The 12,884-nt window shown below is 41.9% G+C and carries 13 protein-coding genes; all 13 read right to left on the bottom strand.

Annotated elements, in window-relative coordinates; translation table 11 throughout:
• Positions 1-19: 19 nt before the first annotated feature.
• The 13 genes from miaB to yqfD all read right to left on the bottom strand — a co-directional run bounded on the left by miaB (position 20) and on the right by yqfD (position 12,881).
• The gene (miaB, locus tag RHS_RS01945; RefSeq protein ID WP_044296019.1) at positions 20-1,480 is read right to left on the bottom strand and encodes a tRNA (N6-isopentenyl adenosine(37)-C2)-methylthiotransferase MiaB; all 1,461 of its coding nucleotides are present in this window, start codon (positions 1,478-1,480) and stop codon (positions 20-22) included.
• Positions 1,481-1,593: 113 nt separating this feature from the next.
• Complete coding sequence (locus tag RHS_RS01940; RefSeq protein WP_138001643.1) at positions 1,594-2,469, bottom strand: M14 family zinc carboxypeptidase; 876 nt, start codon at positions 2,467-2,469, stop codon at positions 1,594-1,596.
• A gap of 100 nt (positions 2,470-2,569) precedes the next feature.
• Positions 2,570-3,838, bottom strand: a complete 1,269-nt coding sequence (locus tag RHS_RS01935; RefSeq protein WP_395021007.1) for a glutamate-5-semialdehyde dehydrogenase — start codon at positions 3,836-3,838, stop codon at positions 2,570-2,572.
• A 23-nt stretch (positions 3,839-3,861) separates the two neighbouring features.
• Positions 3,862-4,410, bottom strand: coding sequence for a 5-formyltetrahydrofolate cyclo-ligase (locus RHS_RS01930; RefSeq protein WP_047832191.1), 549 nt, complete (start codon positions 4,408-4,410; stop codon positions 3,862-3,864).
• On the bottom strand, positions 4,391-4,609 hold the full coding sequence (locus RHS_RS01925) for a DUF896 domain-containing protein (protein ID WP_027294102.1): 219 nt from the start codon (positions 4,607-4,609) through the stop codon (positions 4,391-4,393). The genes RHS_RS01930 and RHS_RS01925 overlap by 20 nt, the downstream gene beginning before the upstream one ends.
• Before the next feature lie 130 nt (positions 4,610-4,739).
• A complete protein-coding gene (proB, locus tag RHS_RS01920; protein WP_027294103.1) occupies positions 4,740-5,585 on the bottom strand; it encodes a glutamate 5-kinase in 846 nt (281 codons plus the stop codon).
• Between the two features lie 179 nt (positions 5,586-5,764).
• On the bottom strand, positions 5,765-6,142 hold the full coding sequence (locus RHS_RS01915) for a hypothetical protein (protein WP_052377795.1): 378 nt from the start codon (positions 6,140-6,142) through the stop codon (positions 5,765-5,767).
• Positions 6,143-6,294: 152 nt separating this feature from the next.
• Positions 6,295-7,116, bottom strand: coding sequence for a pyridoxamine kinase (locus RHS_RS01910; RefSeq protein ID WP_047832190.1), 822 nt, complete (start codon positions 7,114-7,116; stop codon positions 6,295-6,297).
• An 11-nt stretch (positions 7,117-7,127) separates the two neighbouring features.
• Positions 7,128-8,774: a polysaccharide biosynthesis protein gene (locus tag RHS_RS01905; RefSeq protein ID WP_027294105.1), complete on the bottom strand. Its 1,647-nt coding sequence runs from the start codon at positions 8,772-8,774 to the stop codon at positions 7,128-7,130.
• A gap of 172 nt (positions 8,775-8,946) precedes the next feature.
• Entirely contained in the window at positions 8,947-10,104 is a 1,158-nt protein-coding gene (locus tag RHS_RS01900; RefSeq protein WP_395021004.1) for a DUF3048 domain-containing protein, read from the bottom strand.
• Positions 10,105-10,118: 14 nt separating this feature from the next.
• Positions 10,119-10,616 carry an rRNA maturation RNase YbeY gene (gene ybeY, locus RHS_RS01895; protein WP_047832188.1) on the bottom strand — a complete coding sequence of 166 codons (498 nt, stop codon included), beginning with the start codon at positions 10,614-10,616 and terminating at the stop codon, positions 10,119-10,121.
• Positions 10,617-10,653: 37 nt separating this feature from the next.
• On the bottom strand, positions 10,654-11,655 hold the full coding sequence (locus RHS_RS01890) for a PhoH family protein (RefSeq protein ID WP_027294107.1): 1,002 nt from the start codon (positions 11,653-11,655) through the stop codon (positions 10,654-10,656).
• Positions 11,652-12,881 carry a sporulation protein YqfD gene (yqfD, locus tag RHS_RS01885; RefSeq protein WP_047832187.1) on the bottom strand — a complete coding sequence of 410 codons (1,230 nt, stop codon included), beginning with the start codon at positions 12,879-12,881 and terminating at the stop codon, positions 11,652-11,654. The genes RHS_RS01890 and yqfD overlap by 4 nt, the downstream gene beginning before the upstream one ends.
• Positions 12,882-12,884 lie beyond the last annotated feature (3 nt).

The raw sequence follows: 12,884 nt of genomic DNA, 5'->3' as shown, positions 1-12,884 counted from the left end.
CCACGCTTTTTGTTCCTCTCTATATTACAATTTCGCCCATATAGTAAAAGCCTTTGCATTCCTGCAGGTGTACATTTACAATTTTGCCAAGCAGTTGCGGTGTACCCGGAAAATGTACCAGCAGGTTATTGCTTAAACGTCCTGTCATGTAATTGTTATTGTGGTCGTTTACCTCTTCTACCAGCACTGGAAGAACGGCGCCGGTATATCTGGCTGACATCTCTCTGGAAATTTCCTGCACTTCTTTTAAAAGCCGGTCAAAGCGGTTTTTCACCTGATCTTCCGGCACCTGATCGTCTTTGGCTGCTGCGGGAGTTCCGGTACGTTTGGAATAAATAAAGGTAAACGCACTGTCAAAGCGGACTTCTCTCACTACTTCCAGCGTTTCCAGAAAGTCTTCTTCCGTCTCACCCGGAAAACCTACTATAATATCTGTGGTCAGGGAAATATCAGGTACAGCCGAGCGAAGCCTGTCCACAAGATCCAGATACTGCTCTTTCGAATAATGACGGTTCATTTCTTTTAAAATTCTGGAACTGCCGGACTGCAGGGGAAGATGCATGTGTCTGCAAATCTTTGACGAGTTCTTCATAGTTTCAATCAGTTCCTCTGACAGATCCTTTGGATGGGAGGTCATAAACCGAATTCGTTCAAGTCCTTCAATCTTTTCGATTTCTTTCAAAAGTCCGGCAAAGCTCATAGGCGTTTCCAGGTTCTTTCCATAGGAATTTACGTTCTGTCCTAAAAGCATGACTTCCACCACGCCATCTGCCACTAAACGTTCAATTTCCCGGACGATATCCTTAGGATTCCGGCTTCGCTCTCTTCCACGCACATAAGGTACGATACAGTAACTACAGAAATTGTTACACCCAAACATGATATTAATGCCTGATTTGAACGGATATTTCCGTTCGCTTGGAAGATCTTCCACGATTTTGTCTGTGTCTTTCCAGATATCAATCACCATACGGCCGGAATCGTAACGTGTGGCAATTAATTCAGCAAACTTATAGATATTATGAGTACCGAAAATCAGGTCTACAAAACGGTAACTTTGTTTTAATTTTTCAACAACTTTTGGTTCCTGCATCATGCAGCCGCATAAAGCAATCAGCATGTGGGGATTTTTCTTCTTGATGCTGTTTAAAGCACCCAGTCTGCCGTATACTCGCTGATTTGCATTTTCCCTTACGGTGCAGGTATTATAAATTACAAAATCTGCATGTTCATCTTCTATGATCTCGTATCCGATCTGCTCCAGGATACCGGTTAATTTTTCGGAGTCCCTGGCATTCATCTGACAGCCAAAGGTAACGGTGGATGCAGTTAACCTCCGGCCCAGATGTTCGCTTTGCTGGCGAACCATTTCACGGCACTTTTTTATAAAATAGTATTGACGAGAAGGTTCCGTTGCCGGGGGTTCTTTATTTAAATCTATTTTGTCTAATGCTTCTTCAAATTCTTTTTCCAGATTCATGTATCTTACTCCTTATCATTTCGCAATGCTGTACTTGTCAGGTACCTGTAATTTTCAGACATGCTCAAGGCATATGAAAATATTATAACAAAAACCGACAAAAAAAGCGATCATTATTTTTTAGAATATTTCTCAAGGAAAGAAAAAGGAATCTTTTTGATTTCTTCATAAGTATGGATCTGATATTCGGTATCCAGGGGAAATACGGCTTCGTCTGCGACGGTTTCCACTGTCAGAGCCAGCTTTTTGAATATCTCTGAGTAATAGTTTACGGAGTTTCCACCACTGCTTACATCCCCGAATTCTTCTGCACTGCTGCCAAGGTCATAATGGGCAAGTGACTGAAGGTGTTTTGCCATTCGTTCACTTTCCTTATTATAAGACGCTGGCATTGCGTTACGGAAGTAATAAATGATCTGTCCTCTGGAGTGAAAATCTATGTACCCAACTGAATTTGGAAATTGCCTGAATACTCCGATTAAAGCCTGTGTTTCATTCTCGCTTCCGGGATAAAGCATCCTCCCCTGCACCCGGAATGATTTGCATGGAAAATTACGGTTAATATCCACTCCCCGGCCATTGAATTTCCATTCCTCATAGGGGATACCATCCATTAAAATTGTATGGCGGTAGATTGGATTGCGGATGGACTGATATCCGCATAAAGCGATTTCATATCCGTCCGGATTCATAAGCGGCAGAAAACAAAGACTGTATTCTTCCAACAGTTTACTCCCGGATTCCGGACAAATGCAGTAATCCTCAATTATTTTTAACATTAAGATCGGATTAATGCTTTCTCTGCCATGTATCCCGGCACTGCAAATCAGGCATTTCTCAGACGTTCCCATCTGAAGCATTGGTATTTTTCGCTCATCGTGGCTGTATCCTATGACGGACAATTTCAAAAGATCGGAAAATCGGCATTCCAGTTCATAGATACACTGCATGATTTCATCATATGTATAAGTTTGATTTAATTTTACCACATCTGCACACCCCTTCCTCTTATCAGTATATGAATTAAAATGTGCAAATATGACAAAACTCCAGATCAGCAATCACGATCGCCAATCTGGAATTTAAATTTTATTTACGGATCTGACCATTCCCGTAAATGATATATTTTGTTGTCGTCAGTGCAAGGAGACCCATTGGTCCTCTGGCATGAAGTTTCTGCGTACTGATTCCGATCTCAGCACCAAATCCAAACTCAAATCCGTCCGTAAAGCGGGTAGAGGCATTTACATAGACAGCGGCAGCATCAATTTCTTCCAGGAATTTCTGGGAATGGGAATAATCATTCGTTATGATTGCTTCTGAATGTCCTGTATTATACCGGTTGATATGAGAAATGGCTTCTTCTATGGATGTAACGGTTTTTATAGACAGGATGTAATCCAGATATTCACTGCCCCAGTCCTCTTCTACAGCAGGCAGAATACCCGAAACAGCATCCATTGCAGGCTGGTCGCCCCGAAGCTCCACATTTTTTTCATCCAGACGGTTTTTTAGTGCCGGAAGCAGATTATTTATTACATTCTTATGTACAACAATGGATTCACATGCATTGCATACGCCGATTCTTTGGGTTTTTGCATTGAAAATGATATCAATTGCCATATTAAGGTCTGCCGTTTCATCTACATAGACATGGCAGTTTCCAGTTCCCGTTTCAATTACCGGAATGGTGCTGTTATTGACAACTGCCTGAATTAAGCCGGCGCCCCCTCTGGGAATCAGTACATCCACATACTGATTTAATTTCATAAATGCAGTAGTCGTTTCCCGGTTACTGTCTTCAATCAGCTGAATTGCATCCCTGGTAATATTAAAATCAGCTAATGCATTCTGTATTACGGAAACGATTGCTTTATTGGAATGAATTGCATCGCTTCCGCCTTTTAAAATGACTGCATTTCCCGTTTTAAAACAGAGTCCGAAGGCATCTGCCGTTACATTGGGGCGGGATTCATAGATGATGCCAACTACTCCAAGGGGAACTCTTTTTTGTCCGATCATCAGTCCATTGGGACGCTTCTTCATAGAAAGAACTTCTCCAATCGGGTCTTCTAAGGTAACCAGCTGTGTCAGACCTTCTGCCATTCCTTCAATTCGTGCGCGGGTCAGAAGAAGGCGGTCAACCAGTCCTTCTTTCATCTGATTTGCACGGGCAGCTTCGATGTCTTTTTCATTTTCTTTTAATATGGTGTCGCTTTCCTCTAAAAGGGCATTTGCTACTGCTTCCAGTGCGGCATTTTTCTTCAGGGTTTCTAAAGTCTGTAATGATGGCTTTGCCTTTTGGGCTTTCTGCCCGATTTCCTGTAAAGTTTGCATCTTAATCCTCCTCACAATCATTTTATGGGTATCAGTGTTTCCGGTTATGCAAAATAGCTTGCAGTAGGTGTAATCAGCATCTGAGGCAGGATATCATGTGCATCAGATGGGACGCTGCCTACTAACTGAAAATCAAAAGCAATCGCAATTGTTCTGTGTTTTTTATGTATATTCAGATAGCGGTCATAAAATCCTTTGCCATAACCGCATCGGTGGCACGCAGTATCGAAAGCCACGCCGGGTACGATTAACAGGGCATTTTCTTCCAGCGCCTGGGCTGTGGTAACCGGTTCCGGAATATGAAAATATCCGGGAGCTACATCATCATAAGAATGAATATAATAATAAACCATATCCGCACCTGTTACCTTTGGTGCCGCTACGCGTTTCTTTTGCCGCCAGGCCTCATCGATAAGTTCTCTGGTAGAAACTTCACCATTATAATCCATATAGACGTAGATGCACTCTGCTTTTTGAAAATCTTCTGATTCTATAATTTTGCGGCAGATTGCATAACTGTCTGAGCGGATTAGCTCTTCTGTAAGGTGTGCACGTTTTTGAAATATCAGTGTTCTAATTTCCTTTTTTTCCATACTTTTCACCTAAATTAATGATGGTGCCGTCTTCTTCCTGCATATCAATATTATTTAACTGGCTTCTAAGATTGCTGCGGATGGATTCAATGTATTCTCTTCGAAGATCTGCCTGTTCTTTTTTCTCTGATTCGGTAAGTCCTTCGGCCTTAGATTTCCTTGCCAGTTCATTGATTCGATCTAATTTTTCCTGATTCATAATGATTCCCATTGCATATTGCAGGCAAGCCTGCAATACTGCCACAATTAAACAGGTTGAAAGAATCACATCGTGGCGTCCTTTCTATATCATAATTTTCTTTCAACCTTAAACTACTTACTGTATTATATTACTGCATTTCTTCCAGGTAATCAATCAGGAAGAAATCTGCATCGGATTTTGCCAGGAACAGAGTTCCATGGTTACGTCCCTGGACTATTTTATGTAGAACATGAAAATCTTCCCCGTTGGCAATTACCATATCGGTACCTGCGGAAGTAGCTATTTTGGCTGCAACCAGTTTGGTTGCCATTCCGCCTGTTCCAACGCTGCTTTTGCTGCTGTCTTTTCCCATGCCCATTAAATGATCATCCAGAGTTTCTACGATATCTATAAACTTTGCATTGGGATTCTGATTAGGGTCGTCGGTAAACAGTCCGTCAATATCAGAAAGCAGAATCAGAAGGTCTGCCCCAACCAGGGCGGCTACAATGGCTGAAAGAGTATCATTGTCACCAAAGCGCATTTCATAGGTAGATACTGTATCATTTTCATTAACGATAGGAATTGCGCCAAGCTTTAATAATTCCTGAAAGGTATTCAATGCATTTTTTCTGCTTAAATTATCTACCATTGTGTTCTTTGTCATTAAAATCTGGGCAGCCATTTGTCCGTATTCCGAAAACAGCTTCTGGTAAATCATCATAAGCTTAGCCTGTCCAATTGCGGCACATGCCTGTTTTCTCGCTATTTCATCCGGTTTGGATTCCATACCTACTGCTTTTGTTCCAACCGCAATTGCACCGGAAGATACTAAAATAACATCTTTCCCCATATTGCGAAGATCACTTAATTCACGTACCAGAATTTCAAGTTTTGTCAGGTTCAATGCACCTGTTTCCTCATGTGTCAAAGATGAGGAACCGATTTTTACAACTATTCTTTTTTTATCTATTAGTTTTTCACGAATGTTCACTTTGTGCCTCCTTCACTATTTCCAAACTATCTTACACCATTTTTAGGGAATCGTCTAGTGGTAGTTGGAGATTACTGATTGAGGACGCTTTGTGTAATCAACAAGGCCTGCCATTACCCACCTTTTCGTACAACCTCCTAATACAAAGCGTCTTTACTCAGAAAAACCTAACTATTCTCTCAAGTTGAATAGTTTTCCAAAAAATCATACAACTCACTAAAATCTTTTAAATACTTACCCTCTTCGATCTCCTCCTGTACACTTTCCGGGAGGCGGTTCATATTGATGTTCGTATACTCATAGAGGATATCCCCGTTCGTACGGTATACGGTTATTTTTCCATTTTCTTCTTTTAGATAGAATTTTCCTTTATCAGAAACATCGGATGCGGATACTTTTTTATCTTTGCTAAAAGATACGTCTTTTGCCTGCATATTCAATATATTATCTTGTCCGGGCTGCAGTTCATAGCTTTGTGTCCAGCGGTAGCTGGCATAATAGGCGAAACACAATAAGCAGACACTAAATAAAACGCCGACACTATATTTCCATTTCATAAGATCACTCCTTTGGAAATAGTATCGGCATTCTTTGATTACTTATTCACGAATTTTGTCACTATTCAGTCAAAAATCCGCATTACGCGGAATTTGTGACCCTCGCGGCAGTCGCCAAATGGTTCCGCAAGCGCATCCGCTTGGCTCATTGTTCACGGGAATAGATATTTAAGATTTGGCTCTAAGAGAACTCCTTCTTTTACAGGATATCCGTTCTGATCACCTGACTGTATACATTTGCAGACAAACTGATGTGCTTCTTTAGCAGCAGCAGCCAAAGATAAACCTTTCATAAGTTTCCCCAGCAGTACGCTGGCAAACAAATCACCGGTACCGGGATAAGATCTTCCGGTGCTGGCTTTTGAAAGAATTTTTACTGTTTCACCTTCACACAATGCGATGGATTGTGGAAAATCCTGTAATGGAACACTTGTAATTACAGAACAGCGACAGCCTTTTCGCCTTAACTTTTCTGCTATCCGTGCGATCTGTTCTTCATTGCTGTATTCCAGACAGGACTCTCCCGTAAGCAGGCAGCTTTCTGTATAATTGGGTGTCACCAGTGTACTATAGGGAAGCAATTCCCACATTGCCTGATTATAAGATTCGTCAAAATTCATATAGAAGCTTCCATGGTCTCCCATAATAGGGTCAAATAAAACATCTGCATCCGGAAAGTACTTTAAAAACTGCAAAACTTCACGGACAACCTGGATATTGCCCAGATACCCTATAAATATATAGTCAAAAGAAATTTGATTATTTTTAAAATGTTTGGCCGCTTCTGTCACAAAAGATGGAAGCGGCATCATTACCGGTTTTCCAAAACCGCCGGTATGAGTGGAAAGTATCATAGTCGGCACCGGACAGGGTTCGATTCCCATAATGGAAAATACCGGTAGTATATTAGTCATAGCAGCTTTTCCGACACTGCACATATCATGGATTACAGCTACTCTTTTTATCGGTTTCATCGGTTGCCTTTCTATAAAATGCGGAATTTTTTTAATATTATTACCATCAGCCGGCCTTTTGGAAGATCCAGTATTTCCCGCTCTTTGATGCCTTTAAGCTTAATCAGGCAGACACTGTAAACGATTACACCGATTAAAATTGCAATAACCGTGGAAACTGTATTGCCCATAAGTTTATTTAAAAGCCATTGTACCCCAAATACGACAAGACCCATAACTGCTGATGACAGAAGCGGAATTAAAAAAGTTTTTTTCAGCTCCTGACGGTAATGCAGATGTTTCCGGATGGAAAGGGCATTTAGTATACAGATTACAAAGGCAAAGAATATATTTGCGTAGACAACACTGTAAATATTCAGAGATGCTTTTGTTAATAAAAACATTAATACAAATATATGTAGTACCAGGGCAATTGCTGCGTGAATTAATGGAGCCCTCAACTGGTTAAGGCCCTGAAGTATTCCCGTCGTCAGCGTTGACAGCGCAAACAGAACGATCATTAATGCACCGGTCTGCATGATTCCGGAAGTAAGGGCACGTCCGTCATTAAACAGGAGTTTCATGATGGGAGTAGCCAGTGCTGCCATTCCAACAGCGCAAGGAATGGTAAGTACCATGGTATACCGTATGGTGTTGCGCACCTTTAAAGAGGCATCTTTAAAATCATGATCGACCATCGCCTTAGTCAGACTGGGAACCACAGACGGTGCCAGGCAGGAAGCAAGTGCCAGGGGTACATTCATTAATACCCGGAATTTTCCCACATAGACGCCCCAGATGGTGGTATACTGCTTTTCCGAGAATCCCTGACCGGATAAAACAGCATTAAAAATACCCTGGTCCAATACAGTAATAATGTTGTAAATTACCGTACTTAAAACAACCGGAATGATTGTCCAGAGGATTGCTTTGTAGATCAGTGCATCTGGTTCCAGCCTTTTGGTTGGATCCTGCCGCATCTGTTTTTTAAAATTTCGCTGATAGGAGCTGAATATGGCTACCAGGAAAATAAGTGCCACAGCAACACTGACAACCGTACCCAGTGTACCGCCGGCAGCACCAAATGCCGGGGCGAGGGAACTGTTGCCTTTTTCCTTGACGAGACTCGCTCCATAATTAAATAATATGCCTGCTGCGGCAACGGATACCACAGCATTTACAATCTGTTCAATGACCTGGGACACTGCCGTAGGCACCATAGAACCATGCCCCTGATAGAAACCACGGAATACTCCTGCGATCGCAAATATAAATACTGCCGGAGCTAACACACGCAGTCCATAGGAAGCCATTTCTGTCTTCATAATGTCTTTTGAAATCACACCTGCCAGCAGGAAGGTTAAAACAGAGACGATTCCTCCTGCGATTACCGCAAATTTCAGGGAACACTTAAAAACTTTATATGCATTTTTTTTCTGTCCTAAATGTAACCGTTCAGATACCAGCTTGGATACTGCCAAAGGGAGACTGAAGGAGGATACCATCAACAGAATGGTGTAAATTTCATTTGCTGTTGAATAATAGCTGTTTCCTTCATCACCCAGAATATTTGTCAGCGGAATGCGGTAAATCATGCCTATAATCTTGGCAAGAATAGAAGCTACCGCAAGAATCGTACCCTGCACTAAAAACGAATTACTCTTCTTCTTCTTTCCCACGTCATACCTCGTTCATCTCATGTTTTATTCCCGCGAGCAGCGAGCCAAACGGGCGCCGATTGCGAACCATTTGGCAACTGCCGAGGGTTGCTGAACGTCCAGTGGACGTTCGTCTGGCAACGACCGGAGCGAAGCGCAGACCAAATATCCTGCCGCGGACGGCAGCATTTAACTACTGAATTACTACATTACTTTCATAATTTTTAGGTACAATGCAGACCCAGGTTTTGCCCTGATTTAATACGATCTCTTTCCCGGAGGCGTCATAGTATTTTGCAGGACCCCATTCATCATCTTTCTTCCAGGTTCCTTTCTGGTAAGTACCGTCTGAAAATACAATTGCATTTCCACCTGATTTTGTGTCTATGTTCAAATAACCGTTGTCGTCATAATTCTCTATCTGGGAATACTGGAAAATTACATTTTTATATGCCAGCTGCTCATCGGTAAGCTGATCAATCTGCTCTTTCTTGTACTGGGAACGGTAGTAAAGCTTGTCCTCTGTGTTGTAATCAAACCAGGGTTTGTTGATCTGGTAAGCCGGCTCTATATGCTGGGCGGAACCATCTGTATAGGTAACTTCTTCGCCGTCCTTGGCAAATTTATAATGTCCGGTATAATCATCCGCTAATTCTGTGCTGTAGCCTTTCTTTTCAATTGCTTTTTCGATTCCCTCGGCACTGATATATACATTGTGTGGGGAAGGCCTGTCTGAGGAGCGGTAGAAAATATCTTCTCCTGCGTAGCCTTTTAGTTTGCCGGCTTTCTCCTGGTATTCCAGTCCGCTGATGTTATTAACCCGGTCAGAATTTAACAGATCAAAAGCATAAACAGCCTGTCCAAAGTGTGTATAGATTGCATCAAATTCTAAGGCATACCGTACATAATAGTCACGGCAGCTTCTTACGGAACCGATTTTCTCCATATCCGTATAATCCTCGAAGATGCCCATAAGACGTGTCAGGCCGCCTTCCACCGGTGCTTCGTATACAATGCCTGCACGGGCAATACCTGCCTGTGGGCAGGCGTCTATGATATTATTCAGCATAATCGCAATCGGACGCTTATATGCAAGATTGACATCGGTTAATGCTCCTGTCAGATAGCTGTGCACCTGCCCCTGGGCGTTTGGTGTCTCACGTGTGGAATTCTGGTCATCCGTGTTATTGACGGTAAATGAACCGGTCTCCAGTTCTGAATCTGTTTCCAGATCAGCTGTGGTATCATTCTGTGCTGTCTGTGTTGCAGGTTCGGTCTCTCCTTTTTTCTGGCAGGCGGTAAAAGTAACTGCTGTCAAAGTCAATAATGCAAGTACTGTTAATTTTTTCATAGTTTTCGTCCTTCTTATCTGTTTATTTTCAGCGCATTTAAAATTTCTTCCTGCTTGGTTTCCATAACTTTCGCTTCCTCCGGCTCCATATGGTCATAGCCCATTAAATGAAGCATACTGTGCGCTATCAAAAAAGCAAATTCCCTTTCTGCAGAATGCCCATAAGCTTCTGCCTGTTCCAAAACCTTTTCTACGGAAATTACAATATCGCCTAATAATAATTCCCCGGATTCCGGATTAAAGCATTCCGCCCATACATCTTCCAAATACTCAAAATCGGCAGGTTCGTCATATTGCAGCATAGGAAAAGACAACACATCGGTTGCCCTGTCGATTTCGCGGTATTCATAATTCATGATTCTGATCTCTTCATTCGAAGTTAAAGTAAGGTTTATTTCGGCTTCGTAGGGACACTTCTCGTAGTCCAGAGCTTCCCGGATTACTTTTTCAGCCATTGCCCGGTAATCAAAAGAAAAGGGTATCCGGCATTCTTCTTCATACTGTATTGTCATATTGTGACGTCCTTTCTGTTTTTACTATATTTTCCACTTAAGTTCTCGTACGCCGGACTTTACCTGTGGACTCCCGGGACTTAGATCTCTTTTCGAAATCATCATATGCCTGTACAATTTTCTGTACCAACGGATGCCTTACAACATCCTTGCTGGTTAACATACAAAATGCAATATCTTCTACTTTCTTCAGAACCTGAACGGCAACATCCAGACCTGATTTTGCAGCAGCGGGAAGATCTTTCTGTGTTAAGTCCCCGGTAACAATAACTTTTGATCCAAAACCGATTCTGGTCAGGAACATTTTCATCTGTGCAGGCGTAGTATTCTGTGCCTCGTCCAGAATGATATAGGCATTATCCAGGGTTCGTCCCCTCATATATGCCAGTGGTGCAACTTCGATCAATCCTTTTTCCATATTCTTCTGAAAACTGTCCGGCCCCATAATCTGATACAGGGCATCGTACAGCGGACGCAGATAAGGATCAACCTTACTCTGCAGGTCACCGGGCAGAAAGCCCAGCTTCTCTCCCGCTTCAATGGCAGGCCGGGTCAGAATAATGCGGCTTACTTCATCATTTTTAAATGCATTAATTGCCATTGCCATCGCAAGATAAGTTTTACCCGTACCGGCAGGCCCGATTCCAAATACAATCATCTTTTCACGGATGGCATCCACATATTTTTTCTGACCCAGTGTCTTTGGCTTGATTTGTTTACCGCTGATGGTATTGCAGATACAGTCCCTGTCGATTTCAACAATTGCAGATTCTTTATCTTCAAAAGATAAGGCAATCGTATAATCTACATTCTGTTCGCTGATTATATTGCCTTTTTTTGATAATTCCACCAGCTGTAAAATAATGTTCTTCGCCTTCAGGGCGGCGGCTTCGCTTCCAAGAATTTTTAAGGCGCCCTCCCTGGAGATTATCGTTACGTTCAGTGTTTTTTCAATTTTCTTAATGTGCTGGTCAAACTGCCCGAACACATTCTTCTCATGTTCCATGGGAACAGAGGTTATGATTTCAACGATGCTCATTCACTCATAGTTCCTTCCTGCGGAGAAGTAATGACTTCAGTAGGGACTCTTTTGCCTGCTTTCCCAATCAAAATTAATTCTCCTTCTGCTTTACAGGTTTTCTCACCTACGTCTATTTTAACATTATTTTGAAATATTTGAACCCCTTTTTCCTGAATTTTTTCAAGAAATTTATTAAGAGTTTCTGTAGCTTTCTTTTTTGCCTCATCTTTACTGTATTTTTTGTCCACAATCTGGTATTCTTTTACTACTGATTTGCCGAAGCTTAAAGGCAGATAAAAGTCCTCTGTCAGCATTGCCTGGTATTCCTGCGTTACGGTATCGGACTGCTCAAAATTCGAAGAAGGACGATTTATTCCAATGATATCTTGAAATACTTTCAGATAAAAGCCTTCTTTTTCCAGTCCGGTATATTGCTTCTTTTTGTAGGCAAGTGGAAATTCGTTTACATAGGGATAAGTGGTTTTCACGTAGATATCTGCATCAGAGGGGACATATCGCACGTTACTTACCTCTCCGCTGTCATTTAAAATATCCAGTTTCCCAAGTACTAATAAATCGCCTTCTTTGATCTCATCTCCCACTTTCACCTGGGGAGTACCGGCTCTCGTAATCATTTTTACGATGGTTCCGTTTACATTGGAAATAATATCACTGTCATCGTATTCTTTTTCTTCTGCCAGTTCCAGATCGGTATTTTCCTGTACATCAATAAAAAGGCGGGTACCTTTAATTTTCACCGATACCCAGATAAAGTCTGAAAACTGGCGCCGCAGTGCAGCGGCAAGTTCTTTACAGTCAATGCTGGATTTTTTAGCACCGTGTCCGGCACCGTTTTCGTTCAGGTATTCCAATATCACTTCCCTTGTTTCTGAGTAATTTCCTTCAATACGGATATCCCAGATAAAACAGGAAAGCAAAAACAACATTGCCAGGCAGACCAGAAAGCCTGCCAGAAATAACTTCCTTTTTTTGTGGCGGTGCAGAAAAAAGGGAAGCCCATAACGTTTTTTAATTGCAATTTTTGTCCCTGTCTTACGGACCAGAGGCCGGATCTGGCGAAAATCCTTAATTGTCATATTCACTTCGTAACAGGTATCGGTAGGTAGTAAATTCCATAAGTAAATATAGTGGTTGGCACAGAGGTTTAAAAACCGTTCATAGGAATTTCCCTGTACCCGGACTCTAACATAGCCCTTTATGAACTGCAACAGCCTTTTTATCAAACA

This window comes from Robinsoniella sp. RHS, from assembly GCF_001029355.1.
GTDB lineage: Bacteria > Bacillota > Clostridia > Lachnospirales > Lachnospiraceae > Robinsoniella > Robinsoniella peoriensis.
The sequence above is the reverse complement of the archived record's forward strand: the minus strand, read 5'-3'. Positions and strand labels throughout refer to the sequence as shown.

Coding starts and splice junctions, on each gene's coding strand:
- miaB (WP_044296019.1), bottom strand. CDS start 1,480: ATGAATCTGGAAAAAGAATTTGAAGAAGCATTAGACAAAATAGATTTA.
- RHS_RS01935 (WP_395021007.1), bottom strand. CDS start 3,838: ATGATTGTGAGGAGGATTAAGATGCAAACTTTACAGGAAATCGGGCAG.
- RHS_RS01930 (WP_047832191.1), bottom strand. CDS start 4,410: ATGGAAAAAAAGGAAATTAGAACACTGATATTTCAAAAACGTGCACAC.
- RHS_RS01925 (WP_027294102.1), bottom strand. CDS start 4,609: ATGAATCAGGAAAAATTAGATCGAATCAATGAACTGGCAAGGAAATCT.
- RHS_RS01915 (WP_052377795.1), bottom strand. CDS start 6,142: ATGAAATGGAAATATAGTGTCGGCGTTTTATTTAGTGTCTGCTTATTG.
- RHS_RS01910 (WP_047832190.1), bottom strand. CDS start 7,116: ATGAAACCGATAAAAAGAGTAGCTGTAATCCATGATATGTGCAGTGTC.
- RHS_RS01900 (WP_395021004.1), bottom strand. CDS start 10,104: ATGAAAAAATTAACAGTACTTGCATTATTGACTTTGACAGCAGTTACT.
- ybeY (WP_047832188.1), bottom strand. CDS start 10,616: ATGACAATACAGTATGAAGAAGAATGCCGGATACCCTTTTCTTTTGAT.
- RHS_RS01890 (WP_027294107.1), bottom strand. CDS start 11,655: ATGAGCATCGTTGAAATCATAACCTCTGTTCCCATGGAACATGAGAAG.